At 65.5% G+C, this 14,903-nt stretch carries 15 protein-coding genes and 1 pseudogene; 4 read left to right on the top strand and 12 right to left on the bottom strand.

Translation table 11 applies throughout. The annotated features are described in order from the left end of the window. Positions 1-139 precede the first annotated feature (139 nt). Positions 140-385, top strand: coding sequence for a hypothetical protein (locus tag ASE63_RS27480; RefSeq protein WP_156410483.1), 246 nt, complete (start codon positions 140-142; stop codon positions 383-385). Between the two features lie 9 nt (positions 386-394). Next, positions 395-718, top strand: a complete 324-nt coding sequence (locus ASE63_RS19440; RefSeq protein WP_056805155.1) for a hypothetical protein — start codon at positions 395-397, stop codon at positions 716-718. A 76-nt stretch (positions 719-794) separates the two neighbouring features. On the opposite strand, the gene ASE63_RS19435 is transcribed toward ASE63_RS19440, so the two are convergent. The 9 genes from ASE63_RS19435 to ASE63_RS19395 form a co-directional block, all read right to left on the bottom strand. Continuing rightward, a complete protein-coding gene (locus tag ASE63_RS19435; RefSeq protein ID WP_056805152.1) occupies positions 795-1,532 on the bottom strand; it encodes an aspartate/glutamate racemase family protein in 738 nt (245 codons plus the stop codon). Positions 1,533-1,564: 32 nt separating this feature from the next. Next, a complete protein-coding gene (locus tag ASE63_RS19430; RefSeq protein ID WP_056805149.1) occupies positions 1,565-2,545 on the bottom strand; it encodes an ABC transporter ATP-binding protein in 981 nt (326 codons plus the stop codon). Continuing rightward, complete coding sequence (locus ASE63_RS19425; protein ID WP_056805146.1) at positions 2,542-3,582, bottom strand: ABC transporter ATP-binding protein; 1,041 nt, start codon at positions 3,580-3,582, stop codon at positions 2,542-2,544. The genes ASE63_RS19430 and ASE63_RS19425 overlap by 4 nt, the downstream gene beginning before the upstream one ends. A 2-nt stretch (positions 3,583-3,584) precedes the next feature. Beyond that, complete coding sequence (locus ASE63_RS19420; RefSeq protein WP_056805143.1) at positions 3,585-4,484, bottom strand: ABC transporter permease; 900 nt, start codon at positions 4,482-4,484, stop codon at positions 3,585-3,587. A gap of 1 nt (position 4,485) precedes the next feature. After that, on the bottom strand, positions 4,486-5,439 hold the full coding sequence (locus tag ASE63_RS19415) for an ABC transporter permease (protein WP_056805139.1): 954 nt from the start codon (positions 5,437-5,439) through the stop codon (positions 4,486-4,488). 136 nt (positions 5,440-5,575) lie between these two features. Beyond that, positions 5,576-7,174: an ABC transporter substrate-binding protein gene (locus tag ASE63_RS19410; RefSeq protein WP_056805136.1), complete on the bottom strand. Its 1,599-nt coding sequence runs from the start codon at positions 7,172-7,174 to the stop codon at positions 5,576-5,578. Positions 7,175-7,371: 197 nt separating this feature from the next. Continuing rightward, on the bottom strand, positions 7,372-9,024 hold the full coding sequence (locus ASE63_RS19405; RefSeq protein ID WP_082610131.1) for an ABC transporter substrate-binding protein: 1,653 nt from the start codon (positions 9,022-9,024) through the stop codon (positions 7,372-7,374). Positions 9,025-9,193: 169 nt separating this feature from the next. Beyond that, positions 9,194-10,363, bottom strand: coding sequence for an alpha/beta fold hydrolase (locus ASE63_RS19400; protein WP_244491465.1), 1,170 nt, complete (start codon positions 10,361-10,363; stop codon positions 9,194-9,196). After that, positions 10,267-10,530, bottom strand: a complete 264-nt coding sequence (locus tag ASE63_RS19395) for a hypothetical protein (RefSeq protein WP_056805130.1) — start codon at positions 10,528-10,530, stop codon at positions 10,267-10,269. Before ASE63_RS19395 ends, ASE63_RS19400 begins: the two co-directional genes overlap by 97 nt. A gap of 509 nt (positions 10,531-11,039) precedes the next feature. Between ASE63_RS19395 and ASE63_RS19390 the strand changes: the two genes are divergently transcribed. Next, positions 11,040-11,273, top strand: a complete 234-nt coding sequence (locus tag ASE63_RS19390; protein ID WP_156410482.1) for a hypothetical protein — start codon at positions 11,040-11,042, stop codon at positions 11,271-11,273. An 81-nt stretch (positions 11,274-11,354) separates the two neighbouring features. Here ASE63_RS19390 and ASE63_RS19385 read toward each other — a convergent pair whose 3' ends face one another. Next, complete coding sequence (locus ASE63_RS19385) at positions 11,355-12,887, bottom strand: TerC family protein (RefSeq protein ID WP_244491463.1); 1,533 nt, start codon at positions 12,885-12,887, stop codon at positions 11,355-11,357. A gap of 400 nt (positions 12,888-13,287) precedes the next feature. Between ASE63_RS19385 and ASE63_RS19380 the strand changes: the two genes are divergently transcribed. Beyond that, positions 13,288-13,473, top strand: coding sequence for a hypothetical protein (locus tag ASE63_RS19380; RefSeq protein WP_056805121.1), 186 nt, complete (start codon positions 13,288-13,290; stop codon positions 13,471-13,473). 27 nt (positions 13,474-13,500) lie between these two features. On the opposite strand, the gene ASE63_RS19375 is transcribed toward ASE63_RS19380, so the two are convergent. After that, positions 13,501-14,334, bottom strand: coding sequence for an HWE histidine kinase domain-containing protein (locus tag ASE63_RS19375; protein ID WP_210169325.1), 834 nt, complete (start codon positions 14,332-14,334; stop codon positions 13,501-13,503). Between the two features lie 130 nt (positions 14,335-14,464). After that, positions 14,465-14,683: pseudogene (locus ASE63_RS28540) on the bottom strand (DUF1214 domain-containing protein); the annotation flags it as partial. Between the last annotated feature and the right edge of the window lie 220 nt (positions 14,684-14,903).

Below are 14,903 nucleotides of genomic sequence, written 5' to 3'. Positions count from 1 at the left end.
TGCGGGCGCAGGCCGCTCTTGAGGGAGCCGTGCCGCCAAGCTCGCCGGCACCGCTATCCGCGCAGGTCAGAAAGACCCGCTATGCCTCTTTGGTTTCTGTGCTGGTCGGTCGAAGTGACCGTATCGATGAGATGAGTCGATGCGGTCGATCGTATCAGCTCGGCGTAAGCGAAGGGGCCAGCGTGATGTAAAGGTCGAAGCTGTTCTAGGCGAGCTTTGCGCCGACGGTTGTTTCGTGATCCACCTTTCGATAGGTCCTGATGCCGCGCCGGAAGGGCACGGAACGCTTTGCCGGATGAGATTGACCATGCGCTATCCCTTTCGTCCGCTCAAAGCCACGCTGCTCGCCGGCACCGCGCTGCAGCTTCTCCTGCTGATCGGATAGCCCGGGGCGATGGCCGCCTGCCCGGACGGCAACCACGCCTCCGGACCGATGGCCGGCACGGGCTGCGGTGCCACAGGCGCAGGCGGAGCGGGCGGCGCGTCGCTCGGCCTAGGCGGCAGCGGTGGTGGCGTCAGGGGCTCCGGAAATGGTAGCGGCGGTGGCGGCGGCGCGGGTGCCATGCTCCTTGGCATATCCCAGATCTATACCGCGACGGCAACGATCACACGCGGTGCGGGCGGTTCCGGCGGCGTGGGTGGGTCTTCCGCTGTCGGTGCCGGCGGAACCGGCGCCCAGGACCACGCCTTCAAGGCAAACCTCGCCGTCAGGTTCTGAAAGGGGGAGACCCGGCCGAAGCTGGCTCTCCGGAGGTCTGCTTTCCGGCGTCTTCGTAGGGAAGGCGATCTTGGCCTTATCCCAGCACGCGGGCGAGGCGATCGGAGAGGCCGGTGCTCGCCACGGGCGCTGGCCGCGCGAGGTCACCGGCCGATGGCTTGGGCGATGGGTTCCGCACGGCCGCGAGCACGGCGGCGAAGCCGGCCTTCGTCGAGCAGATCACCGGGACATTGACATGGGGCTGCACGCGTTCCGCAAGCCCGGCAAGGCCGGCGCCGCCGAGGACAACCGCGCCGGCGCCGTCGCGCTCCGCCGTCCGCCGGCAGGCTTGGGCCAAAAGCGCGGTCGATCCTTCCGGGTCGCTGGCGATGTCGCCGCCGGTCGGCGCCACCGTCTCGACGGCGGCAAGGCTGGTGCCGAGGCCAAGCGAGGTGACGAACTCGGTGAGGATCGGCCCCCAGCGCTCGCCGCCGGTGACGATCGAAAAGCGTCCGCCGCGATCGGCGGCCTGCCGGCAGGCCGCCTCGGCCATCCCTACCACCGGAACGCTCGCCAGTTCCTTCAGCGCCATCAGGCCGGGGTCGCCGAAACAGGCGAGGTAGACCGCGTCGCAATCGCTGCCATGCTCGGCATAGGCGTCGAGCGCTGCGTGGCCCGCGATCGCGCCGGCGCTGCGGCTGGAGATGTAGCGTGCGCCGAAGCGACCGGTCGCCGGGCGCAGCTCGACATCGGCCGGCGTTAGCGGGGCCAGAACACGCAGCACCAGAGCCGTCATCTCCGGGCTGGTGTTGGGATTAAGGACAAGGATACGCAAGTAAGCTCCGAGAATAGCTCGACGAATCGCGCTCAGGCCGGCTGCAGCGCGGCCTCGGTCCTGACGCAGCGCACGATGCGACCTTCGCCCAGCGTCACCACCGGCGGCAAGCCGTCTTGGCAGGCCTCGACGGCCTGGCGACAGCGTGGCGCGAAGGAGCAGGAGGAGGGCGCCTCGTTCAGCGCCGGCGGCGCTCCGGGAATGGCCTCGAGCCGCTCGCCTTTCCTGGCGCCGTGCAGGTTCGCGGCGAGCAGCCCCTTTGTATAGGGGTGCTGCGGGTCGCTGATCAGCTCGCGCACCGTGCCGGTCTCGACGATCTGGCCTGCATACATCACGGCGAGCCGGTCCGAGACCTCGACGGCGACGCCGATGTCGTGGGTGACGAAGAGCATGCCCATGCCCATGTCGCGCTGGAGCTGGCGCAGCAGCAGCAGGATCTGGATCTGTACGGTCGCGTCGAGCGCCGTCGTCGGCTCGTCGGCGAGCAGGAGCTTCGGGCGCGCTGCGAGCGCGAGCGCGATCATGGCGCGCTGGCGCATGCCGCCCGACATTTCGTGCGGATAGGCCTTCAGCCTGCGCTCCGGCGAGGGAATGCGGACGAGCTGAAGGAGTTCGAGCGCGCGCTGCATCGCCTCGCGCCGGCTGATCTTCTCGTGCCGCGTGATCGCCTCGGCGATCTGCTCGCCGACCGTATAAACCGGATCGAGCGCCAGCATCGGGTCCTGGAAGATCATCGAGGTGACGCGGCCGCGATAGTCTGCCAGCTCCTGCGGGCCGAGCGCCAGCACGTCCCTGCCATCGACCATGACGGAGCCGCCGATATCGGTGCGGCTCTCCGGCAGCAGCCTCAGCAGCGTCTTCAGCGTCACGCTCTTGCCGGAGCCGGATTCACCGAGGATGCCGAGCACCTTGCCGGGCTCCAGCGTCAGCGTCACGCCGTTGACGGCATGGACGGTCTGGGCGCCGCGGAAGCGCACCGTGACGTTCTCCATCGCTACGAGAGGGGTGTTCATGCCGCGTCCTCCAGTATCGGTGCGCAGCTATGGCCCGAGCCGGGGATTTCCATATGGCAGGCGGCAAGCCGCGCCCCCGGGCCGGTCGGGGTCAGCGCCGGCTTGACCTTGGCGCAGACGGTCTGCGCCTGCGGGCAGCGTGGGTGGAAGCGGCAGCCCTCCGGCGGGTTGATCGGGTTCGGCGGGTCGCCGGCGAGCGGTGCCTCCATCGTCCGGTTGTCCGGGTCCATGGACGGCATCGCCGAGAGCAGCGCGCTGGTATAGGGGTGGCGCGGATCCTCGTAGAGCTCGTCGACCGGCCCGATCTCCACGACCTCGCCGAGATACATCACCATGACGCGGTCGCTGATGAAGCGGACGACGTTGAGGTCGTGGCTGATGAAGATGTAGGTCAGCCCGAATTCCTCGCGCAGATCCATCAGCAGGTTGAGCACCTGTGCCTCGACCGATTTGTCGAGCGCCGAGACGGCCTCGTCGAGAATGACGAGGCGCGGTCCGAGCGCGAGCGCGCGGGCGATGTTGACGCGCTGGCGCTGCCCGCCGGAAAGCTCATGCGGATAGCGCGCCGCGAAGCGCTCCGGATCGAGCCCGACGCGGGCGAGCAGGTCGCGGGCGCGGGCAATGGCGCCGCTTTTCGGGACACCGTGGACGGTCGGGCCGAAGGCGATCGAATCCTCGATGGTCAGCCGCGGGTTGAGCGAGGCATAGCTGTCCTGGAAAACCATCTGCGCCTGGCGGCGATAGTCCTTGAGCGAGAGCGCCGCGCTGCCGACCGCCTCGCCGTCGAACAGCATCTGGCCGGCATCCTGGGGGATGAGCTGCATCACCACGCGGGCGGTGGTCGACTTGCCGCAGCCGGATTCGCCGACCACGCCGAGCGTCTCGCCCTTCCGCACCTGGAAATCGACGCCGTCCACGGCACGCACCACGGCGCCGCGCCCGAGTGGGAAGTGCTTGGTCAGCGCGCGAGCTTCCAGCAACGGCGTGCCGGCGCCGCCGCGATCGGAGCCGTCCTCGACATAGAGAGCCAGCGACATGGTCAGCCTTTCACATCCATGGCCGAGCGCAGCCCGTCCGAGAGCAGGTTGAACGAGATCGAGGTGATGAAGATCGCGACGCCCGGCAACGCCGCGACCCAGGGTTGGACATAAATCGCGGTCCGCAGCGTGTTCAGCATCAGCCCCCATTCCGGCGTCGGCGGCTTGGTGCCGAGGCCGAGGAAGGACAGGCCGGAGGCCAGGATCATCGAGACCGAGATCAGGCTGGTCGCGTAGACGAAGATCGGGCCCAGCACGTTGCCGAGGACATGGACGCGGATGATCGTCAGGGCGTTGGCGCCGGACGCGCGCGCCGCCTCGACATAGTCCATCGAGCGCACCTGCGTGGTGACGCTCTCGGCGATGCGCGCGATCGGCGGGATGAAGACGATGGTCAGCGAAAGCAGCGAGTTGAAGATGCCGGCGCCCAGCGCCCCGGACAGGGCGATCGCCAGAAGCACGGACGGGAACGCGTAGAACACGTCGACGGTGCGCATCGTGATCGTGTTGAACTTGCCGCCGAAGAAGCCGGCGGCAACGCCGATCACAGAGCCGAATACGAAGGCGATGAAGACTGGCACCACGCCCATGAACAGCGAGAGTCTCGCGCCGTGGATAAGGCGCGAGAGCATGTCGCGGCCGAGCTCGTCGGCGCCGAGCGGATAGCCCGGCGTGCCGATCGGCCGCAGGCGGCGCAGCATCGATGAACGCGTCGGGTCGGCCGGGGCGATATAGTCGGCAAAGATCGCCATCAGGATGATAGCCAGCACGACGAGGCCGGCGCAGACCGCGACCTTGTCGGTCTTGAAGCGACGCCAGACGCCCGACCAGTAGCCCGGCGAGCGCGCCGGCGTCGGCGGGCTTGTGGTTGCGGGGGCGCTCGCCGCGGTGACCGCACTCATCTCAGCGCCTCCTCACACGTGGGTCGAGCAGACCCTGGACGATGTCGACGAGCACGTTGAGGCCAACGAAGAACATCGCCAGCACCAGGATCGTGCCCTGCAGCAGCGGCAGGTCGCGCTGGAAGATGGCGTTGCCGAGCAGGAAGCCCGTGCCCGGCCAGGAGAACACCGTCTCGATCAGGATCGAGCCTCCGAGCAGGTAGCCGAGCTGCAGGCCCATGACGGCCAGCGCCGTCGGCGCAGCGTTCTTCACGACATGGCGGAATACGCCGAAATCCATCAGGCCCTTGGCCCTCAGCGCCGGCACGAACTCCTGGTTCAGGATGTCGGCGACGAGGGCACGCACGGTGCGCGAGATGATGCCCATCGGGATCACCGACATGGTGACCGCCGGCAGGATCATGTGGCTGACATGCTCCCAGTCCCATTTCCAGTCGGCCGAGCCGCCCGGGCCGGCCCCGCCCGGCGGCAGCCATCCGAGCTGGACCGAGAACACGATGACCAGCACCATGCCGAGCCAGTAATGCGGCACGGAAACGCCGAGCACCGCCAGCATCGAGGCGAACTTGTCGAGGAAGGAGCCGCGAAAATAGCCGGCGACGAAGCCGAAGAAGCAGCCGAGCACGAAGCCGATCACGGTGGCGAGCCCGGCGATCATCAGCGTGTTGCCGACGGCGCGCCAGACCTCGCCTGCGACCGGTCGCCCGGTCGCGATCGAGGTGCCGAGATCGCCCTGGACCGCCTTCCACAGCCAGAGGCCGAACTGCACCGGCAGCGGCCGGTCGAAGCCGTAGATCTTGCGCAGTTCGTCCTGCATCTGCTGGGAGGCATCGGGCGGCAGCACCGACGTCAGCGGATCGCCCGGCGCGATATGCACCAGCAGGAAGCAGAACAGGCTGACCCCCAGCGCGACGGGCAGCATGTAGACGATGCGCTTGGCGAGGTAGGTCAGCATGGCAGGCGCTTCACCGTCATGGTCGGGCTTGACCCGACCATCCCCGAAACCAGTACCTTCTCGTCATGAGATTCTCGGGTCTGCGCTTCGCTGCGCCCGAGAATGACGGCGGTCCTGCGCGCAGCCATGCCTTGCCTCACTTGCTCATCGTGATCGGCGAGAAGTCCTGGAACCAGTTCTGCGCCTGGACGAAGCCGTTCACCTTGGGCGACATGGCGCGCGGGTTGACGTCGTGCGTCACCATCAGGAAGAGCGCGTCGTCGACGAATTTCTCATGCGTCTTCTGCAGGATCCTGGTTTGCTCGACCGGGTCGAAGGTCGAGCGGATCTGCTCGAACAGCTTGTCCATCTCGGGGTCGCAATAAAGGCCCCAGTTGGTGCCCGCCGGCGGCTTCAGATCGCATTGCAGGTGCCGGATCAGCCCGGTGAACGGGTCCTGGATGAAATAGGTGTAGTTCATCCCGGTGCCCTTGCGCGACGAGTCGTGGTTCGCGCCGGCCCGCCAGATGTTGATCAGCGTGTTCCACTCCACCACTTCGAAATCGACCTTGATGCCGATTTCGGCGAGGTTCTGCTGGACGAACTCGTTCATCGGCAGCGGCTGCATCTGGCCGGAGCCGGACGGCGAGATCAGGATGCGGGTCTGCAGCGGCTTCTCGGGCGAGTAACCGGCCTCGGCCAAAAGCTTCTTCGCCTCGGCCTGGTCGAGCTTCAGCTTGAATTTCGGGTCGCCGAACCACTGGTGCCCGGGCGGGTAGAAGCCCTCGGCCGGGATCATCATCCCGCCGAGGAGTTCCTTCAGGCCTTCGCGGTCGATGGCGAGATTGGCCGCCTTGCGGACGCGGATGTCGTTCCAGGGTGAGCCCTCGGTCCGCGAGAGGTGCCAGGTCCAGTTGTGCGGATAGGCGTTGGTGACGATCTTGAAGCCCGCTCCCTTCAGCGAGGCCACGAGATCCGGGGAGGGCGCCTCGATCCAGTCGACCTGGCCTGAGCGCAGCGCCGCGGCGCGCGCATTCGGCTCCGGTAGCGGTAGCAGCACGAGCTTTTCGAGCTTGGGCACGCGCGCCTTGTCCCAGTAATCCTTGAACGGCGCGAGCTCGGCCCGCTCGCGCGGCTGAAAGGCGGTGAGCTGCCAGGGGCCGGTGCCGGACGGGGTCCTGGCGAAGGCTTCCCAGTTCTTGCCGAGCTTCTCCCACTGCGCCGGCGAGGACATCATCACCCAGGCGACCTGGTAGGGCAGCGTCGCGTCGGGCGATTTGGTCGTGATCTCGACCTTGTATTTGTCGAGTACCTTGTAGGTGGCGACCGCGGGAATGCGCGAGCGCCCCTGTGCGGCCTGGCGCTGGTCGAATTGCGGGCTGTCGTTCTTCAGCAGCTTGTCGAGGTTCCAGACCACCGCCTCGGCGGTGAATTCGGAGCCGTCGTGAAACTTCACGCCCTCGCGCAGGGTGAAGACCCATTTCGTCTTATCGCTGGCATCGACCGCCCAGGCCGTGGCGAGGCCCGGCTTGAGGTCCGAGGGCTTGTCGGCGCTGGAAAGGTCCCAGTTGATCAGCGCGTCATAGATCGTATAGCCCATGAAGCGCATGCCTTCGCCGCCCTGGTCGGTCTGGCCGGTGGTCAGCGGGATGTCCGAGGCGGTCATGCCGATGCGCAAGGTGCCTTGGGCGGCGGCGGCGAGAGGCGTGAGGGCGGCGCCTGCGAGCAGAGTCAGGGCCAGGACCGAACGGATCATCCGACAACTCCGAATTGGAAGACTTTCAAGCTCAGCAAGGTACGTGCCAGTGCCGTGGGGACCGGGGACGAGGCAGCCCCTCCGTCATGCTCGCCCTCGTGGCGAGCATCCAAGCCTTGAACACCGCCCTCGCCGAAGGAAGACGTGAATGGTCGGCACAAGGCCGACCATGACTCGCGGCGGAAACGATGCTTCGCCTATTCCATCGACATCGGCGCGATATCGATGAACCAGCTCTTCGGCTGGACCACGCCCTTGACCTTGGCGCTCATCGCGCGCGGGCCGACATCGTGCGCCACCCAGACGAAGGGCGCTTCCTCGACGATGCGGGCATGGAGCTTGGCGAGCGCCGCGTCGCGGGCGGTGCCGTCGAAGGAGGTGCGGGCGTCGGCGATCAGCTTGTCGAACTCCTCGTTGCCGAAATAGCCCCAGTTGTTCGAGACCGGCGGGAAGGTCTTGGTCGAGACGAAGCGGACCATGGCGAAGAACGGGTCCATCGCAGCATAGGTGACGTTGGTGGCGTTGGCCCCGCGGGCATTGGCGTGCTTGGCGCCCTCGCGCCAGTTGGTGAAGACCGCGTTCCACTCGCCGACCTCGAGCGCGACGTCGAAATAGCAGTCCTTCAGCGCCTGCTGCATGAACTCGTTCATCGGCAGCGGCTGCATCTGGCCGGAACCCGAGGCCGAGGTCAGCACCTTCACCTTAGCCGGCTTTGCGGCCGAGAAGCCGGCCTCGGTCATCAGCTTCTTGGCGGCTTCGAGGTCGTACTTGATGTCGAATTTTGGATTGCCCCACCAGGGATGGCCGGGCGGCACCGTGCCCTTCGGGATTTCCATCAGGCCGCCGAGCAGCTCCTTGAGCTCGGCCCGGTTGACGCAGAGATTGGCTGCGTGGCGCACCTTCTTGTCGAGCCAGACCGAGCCTTCGGCGAAGGAGAGTTGCCAAGGCCAGACATGCGGCTGGGCGTTGGTGTGGACGGCGAAGCCTCGCTGCTTGATCTGCGGCACGGCGTCCGGCGCCGGCGCCTCGATCCAGTCGACCTGACCGGCGAGCAGCGCGGCAGTCCGGGCATTCGCCTCCGGCAGCGGCAGCAGCACGACACGGTCGATCTTCGGCACGCGCGCCTTGTCCCAATAATCCTTGTTGGCGACCATCTCGAAGCGCTCGCGCGGCACGAGCCGCACGCCCTTGAACGGCCCCGTGCCCGAAGGATCGGCCGAGAAGGCCGCCCAGGCCTGCTTGGCGCGCTCGCCGGCATCCGTGACCGAAGCCGGAACCGCCGCGAGCTTGGCGGCCCAGTGCTTGGGCGAGGCCATGTAGAGATTGGTCAGGTTGATCGGCAGGAAGGCGTCGGGCTCGGAGGTGGTGAGCTCGACGGTCAGCGGGTCGATGACCTTCGCCGACTTCAGCGTCGGCATGCGCGACACGGTTACGCCTACCTGGTCGGCAGCAAAATGCGCTGCCTCTTTGTTAAGCACCTTCTCGACGTTCCAGACCACCGCTGCGGCATCGAAGGGCGAGCCGTCCTGGAATTTCACGCCGGGGCGCAGCTTGAATACCCACTTCGTCTTGTCGTTGGCGTCGACCGCCCATTCGGTGGCGAGCCCGGGAATGACGACGCTGGCCTTTTCGGCTGAGGACAGGTCCCAATTGGTCAGACCGTCATACATCGGGATGCCAGTAAAGCGATTACCCTCAAAGCCCTGGTCCGGTTGGCCATGAGTGCGTGGAATGTCGGCGGCGGTCATGCCGATGCGCAGGACCTTTTCCTGTCCGAACGCTGCGGTGACGAGTGCGGTTGAAATTCCCAACGCCAGCAGGCCGGCGCGCGTGATGGTCTTCGACAACATGAAAAAGCTCCCCTGTGCAGCCCGGCGTTGGTTCGCGCGGATCTGACTGGGAGCTAGCAACCGGCGTGCCAGAACGGGGTACGACTTGAAATGCTCTATGGACCGGTTCCAGTTTACCCCGAATGCCGGGTACCGTTGCCGGGCTCGCCTGGGGCTCACGCCATCCAGCTCAGAGCCGCTTCCGAAGAAGCCATTCGCCGTTGCGCGAAGTCTCGTTCGCCTCCTCGAAGCCGAGAGCCAGGTAGAAGCCCAAGGGACCTTCCGGCCCTCTCACGACGCTGGTAACGACCGTGTGGAAGCCGAGGGCGCGCATTTCCTCGCAAACCATCTCGATCGCCAACCGGCCATAGCCCTGCTTCTGCCGATTGCTGTCGACCATGAGACGCCACAGATAGGCCGAATCCGGATCGTCGCCCGCGCGCCACAGAACGAGGCCGACGGGCTCGTCGTGCGCGTAGATCGCTTGGATGGTCGCCGTCGGATCGAATTGAGCCTGCGCCACTGACAAGGCGGCGGGAGCGACGTACGGGCGTTGCGCGAGGGCGACCCGCAGATCGCAGACGCTGCGGACGTTGGCCGCGGTGATCGCGCGCAGTTCGACGCGCGCCTTGGCCTGAGGGTCTTTCGCGCCAGTCCCTTTCCCGAGCGATCGCTCGTCCCCAATGAATGCCCGGATCGCATCGAACACGCATTCCGGATCGTCCTGATGGATGACGTGCCCGCATCCGGGCAAGCGCTCGAACCGCAGCAGGTGAGACGGGATGGAGCGCGCTGTCGCCTCGGCGCATTCGATCGGGACGATCGGGTCTTCCGCGCCGGCCATCAGCAGGACCGGGCATGCCAGGTTGGCGAGACCGCCGTGGAAGTCGAACCGGCCATGCTCGTTGCGGGGGCCGTTGAAGTGCAGCGCGACCTCCGACCTCAGGATTGAGCGCGAGAAGCCTCGCGAGGGCCGGTCGCGTCGATGGCGATAGAAGGGCACGCATCGCTCGATGTAGGTAGCGCGGCCTTCCGTGGTCGGGTTCGTCCAGTAGCTCTCGGCGAGGGCGCCGATCTCCGGACCACCGATCCGGGCGAAGGCGGCGAAGACGCGCTCGAAATCGATCCTGGCAGCCGTGCCGAGCAGGATCAGCTTGCCGGGATGGTCGGGATAGCGGGTCGCGTAGGCCTGCGCGACGAAGCCCCCGAAGGACATCCCGCAGACGATCGGCTTGACGATGCCGAGCGCATCGCAGAGGCCCTTCACGTCGTCGGCCCATTGGGCGAGGTTCCAGGTCGAAGGGTCGTCTCCTTCGCTGCGCCCGTTGCCGCGATGGTCGTAGAAGACGACCCGGGCGATGTCGGTGAGCGACGCGAAGGCCTCTCCTTGAACATTGCGTGGTCGACGCCGGGGCCGCCATGCAGCATCAGCAGCGTCGGCTTCTCACGCATGCCGTCGTTGTCCGGCACGAGGCCGAAGTTCGCCACATCGACGAAGAGTTTGACGCCGTTGACGCTGATCAGCATGACGAGGAATCCAGGACACCGCTCTTGAAGAGAGATGCATCTCGCCCGACGCTTCGCAACGGCGTTTGGCGGAGGCGCACTGTTGGGTTATGGTCCGCGGCCAGTCAGGGAAATTGTTTCGTTCAGATTGGTCATCTTTCCGAAACTGACGCTGCTCGACCTGACGGGTCCGGCGGAGCGCACTGATCAATCAAACGGTTTGTAGCGCAATCCGATTGCCTTCGCCGTCACCGATTTCGGCAACGAAAATAATTTTCGTCGACGACCGTCTTGGGAAACAAGAGCGGGCAACCATGCGAGCGAGCCCTGTCGATGAAGGCATCGATGTCGCTAACCTCTCGCCTTTCCGCTGATCGACACGAACGAGGCCATTGCCGATGTCGGGAACGGCTGTCCAAGCGACATCGCTGTCTTCCTCTCAACGGTCTCGCTGCGATGATCACCGTACTGTGCTTGATCATCGTTGCTGCGTCCGTGATCAAGGGCCGTTCTGGGCGATGGCGACGGAAATGCTTCCGAAGAAGGTGTCCGCGCTGGCGATCGGCATAATCAATGCGTTGAACAACGTTGGGGTGTTCGGTGCGACTTATGTGATTGGCGCCATCCGCTCCGCCACTGGCAGTTTCACGTACGCGATGATCCCGATCGCCCTGTTGACCCTGTCCGCCTGCGCGACTGCGCTCTGGTTGGGTCGACAGAAACAGGGCCGGGCGGCATCGCTTCAGTCATGGACCACCTCGTGACAATGCAGCACGCTCCTTTCATCCGCACATGCGGGAAGCTGCCGAGTAGCATTGAGCACTGCCCCGTGCTGTGTTCATGCCTTAAGCCGCAACGAGCGGCTTCACCCGCAAGTTCGCGATCCTTCGGTTGAGGACTTCGACGACCTCGAACTCCCATTCGCCTATCTGGACACTCTCGCCAGGGTCGGGCAGGCGGGCGAGGCTCGTCAGCACGAGACCCGCAGCCGTCGTGGCATCGCCGGTCCGGCCAAACTCGGTGTGGAGAGCCTGCTCAAGTTCATCGATCGGAGTTCGCCCATCGACCGCCCAGGTGCCGTCCTCACCCTGGGCGAGGTATGGAATCTCGTCGCCGGCATGCTCGGGCAGATCACCCGCGATCGCGATCAGGATATCCGTCGGTGTGACGACGCCTTCGAACGATCCGTGCTCGTCGATGACCATCGCCATGTGGACCGACGAGGCCTGGAACTGCTCCAGCAAGCCGAGGATCGGCGTCGTCTCGATCACGTAGACCGGCACGCGCGCCAAAGCCGTCAGGTCGACGGGCCGATCGCCGAGAGCGAGCAGATCCTTGGCGTGAAGCACGCCAAGGATTTCATCGTCGCCACGGAACAGAGGGAAGCGCGAGCGCCCGCTGTCACGAACGGTGCGAAGGATGTCGTCGAGTGAATCCTCGACATGCAGGGTCAGCACATCGACACGCGGCACCATGATGGCGCGAGCGGGACGTTCGGCCAGGGTCAGCACACGCTCGATCATCGAGCTTTCCTGCGGCGTGAACGCCGGCTGACCGCTGTCGCTGGAGACCAGAGCGGCCATTTCGTCGGGCGAGCGCGTGTCCTCCTGCCCGCCGCGCAGGAGGCGGAGTACGGCACCTGCCGTACGACTGCGTAGATCCATCGTGGAAACACGCCGGACCACGTTGCGCCGTCCGAGCTGATTCGCGGCCTCGATCAGGATCGAGAAGCCGATAGCGGCGTAGAGATAGCCCTTCGGGATGTGGAAGCCGAGGCCTTCGACGACCAGGCTGAAGCCGATCATGAGCAGGAAGCCGAGGCAGAGGATCACCACGGTCGGATGGCGGGAGACGAAGGCCATAAGCGGCTTGCTGGCCAGGAGCATCACGCCCATCGCGACGATCACGCCGATGACCATGATCGAGAGCTCACGCACCATCCCGACCGCGGTGATCACGCTATCGAGCGAGAACACCGCATCGAGCACGACGATCTGCGCAATGACCTGCCAGAACACGGCGTCGGCGACCCCCTTCTGCTGGCTGCCGTGATCGCCTTCCAGGCGCTCGTGCAGTTCCATCGTGCCTTTGAAGATCAAGAACACGCCGCCGACGATTAGGATGACGTCCCGCCAGGAAATCTCCGTGCCGAGCGCGGTGAAGAGCGGCTGCGTCAGCGTGACGATCCAGGCGATGGATGCGAGCAGGACCAGGCGCATGAGCAGCGCCAGCGAGAGGCCGATGATACGGGCCTTTTCGCGCTGATGTTCGGGCAGCTTGTCGGCCAGGATCGCGATGAAGACGAGATTGTCGATGCCGAGGACGATCTCGAGGACGATCAGGGTGAGCAGACCCGCCCAAGCCGCGGGATCAGCCATCCATTCGAATATCATTTGCGATCACGGACCTCGCGGCCCTGCCTCCCGGTTCACATCAAAGATAAAATGAGAGAAAATCATTACCCGTCAGCCAGGCCAAAATCTAGTGGCAAGGTGATGCACGGGGGCACTCGATTGAGTTACGAGATACTTGTAATGTGACTGAGGTTTCCCGAATTATTTGGCGATTTTTCTGCCGTTCGGGCGGTATACGTCATGCAAGCGTTGAGCGCCGCTTCGACGTTGCCGCGAAAGTACTGGGTAGGGGCGTGCGGATGAGGCATCCGACCCGGTGCCAAGCTCGACGCTGGGCGTCGCAGCATCGTCGGGCATGCTCCCGGGCAGCGCGGTCGAGTGAAGCTCGGCTTCGATACGCGCGACCTCCAGGACACAGGACAACGTGCCTGCCGCGCGCGTCGGCAAACAGGGTTCCACTTCCGCCGGGGGCGACATCCACAAGTTCTCGCAGAGCGTCTCGCTCAGGATCGATGTCGCCATGCGTGACTTCGTCATGCGCGGCCAGTGCCTGTCATTGAAACTCGGTCAGGCCCTCAGCTCGAGCGCCGCGGGATCGCTGGCGCGCTGAAGCGACAGGGCGCCGTACTTGATCGCGTTAGTCGCAAGTTCGTGGATCGCCAGGGACAGGCCGAGCGCCTGCTGCTCGGAGATTTCGGCATTGGGTCCCAAGGGCCTTGACGCGCTTGGAGCCGTCGACGTGCGGACGCAGCGCGCTCTCGACGACATGGACGACGTCGGCGGCGCTCCAATTGGTCTCCGTCAGGATGTCCTGGGCGCTCGCCATGGCCGCGAGCCTACCGCTGATGCGCTCGCCGGCGGCCTCGACGCTCTCGGAATGCTTCAGTGTCTGCGAGACGATCGCCTGGACGATCGCCAGGGTGTTCTTCATCCGGTGAGCCAGCTCGCGCTGGAGGATGAGCCGCTGGCGATTGCTCTGCCGCTGCTCCTCCAGCATTGTCTCGGCGTCGACGGCCGCCTTCGCGAGCGCTCGCTTGTCCATGACCGAGGCGGTCACATCCTGCGTCGTGTTGATCAGTCCCCGCACCATACCGTCGTCGTCGTGCAGCGGAGTGTAGGCGAACGTCCAGAAGGTCTCCTCCGGCTCGCCGTTGCGGGTCATGGTGAGGGGGCGTTCCTCGACCCGCACGCCGACGCCCGACAGAGCCGACCGGGTGATCGGCAGCACGTCCTCCCAAACGTTGGACCAGGCTTCGGCGAAGGATTGCCCCAAGGCGGTCGGCTCGCGCTTGCCCAGCATCGACCGGTAGCCGTCGTTGTAGAGCATCGTCAGGTCTGCCCCCCAGAAGAAGCACATCGGCTGCTTCGACGAGAGCATCATCCGCGTGACGAACATCAGCGAGTTCGACCAGGCCGTGATGGGGCCCAGCGCCGTGCCGCTCCAGTCGAATACCCGGATACGCTCACCCATCTCCCCGCTCTCGGGGAAGGGGTCGCTGGCCGTGGCCGGGCGAGCAGGCAGGTCCTTCCAGGCGGCCGAGGCGGGCAAAGTCACGGGCTTGTGACGAGGCGGGCCGGCCGTTGATATGCAGCATGCTAGGCTACCCTGTAACGCAGAAGCTCGTTCCATCCCAGCGGGGCCGGTAGCGTTGATCTTTGCGGATGACTGGCGGCTTCCAGGAGCCGTCGAGGATGCCCGCTTTGCCCCAATAGGCGCGGATGTAGAGCGAGAAGGTTCCGGCCGGTGCAGGCAGCCAGTTCGCCTCCTTGTCGCTGCCCGGAGACTTGTTGCCGGCCTAAAGCGTCAGGGAGTCGTCGGCTCTGCACGGCTGAGCAATCGCCCAATGGGGACGCCATAATCAGATCTGCCGAACCTAAAGTCGCGCGAAATGAGTACCGCGCGGCCCTTTGTAACGTCTGCTTTCCGGCGATCTCTTAGAGTCCGCTTCTCTAATCGGGCAGTTGGGTCAAGCTCGGATTGCAGCCTGTGCCGGGGCTCGTTCACGCGGGTCACGCTTCTCTTCGCAGTCTGGTGGCTTC

It is taken from the genome of Allobosea sp. Root381 (genome assembly GCF_001429395.1).
Lineage (GTDB): Bacteria > Pseudomonadota > Alphaproteobacteria > Rhizobiales > Beijerinckiaceae > Allobosea.
Note: the sequence above shows the minus strand (reverse complement) of the source record. Positions and strands in the feature narration are given on the sequence as shown.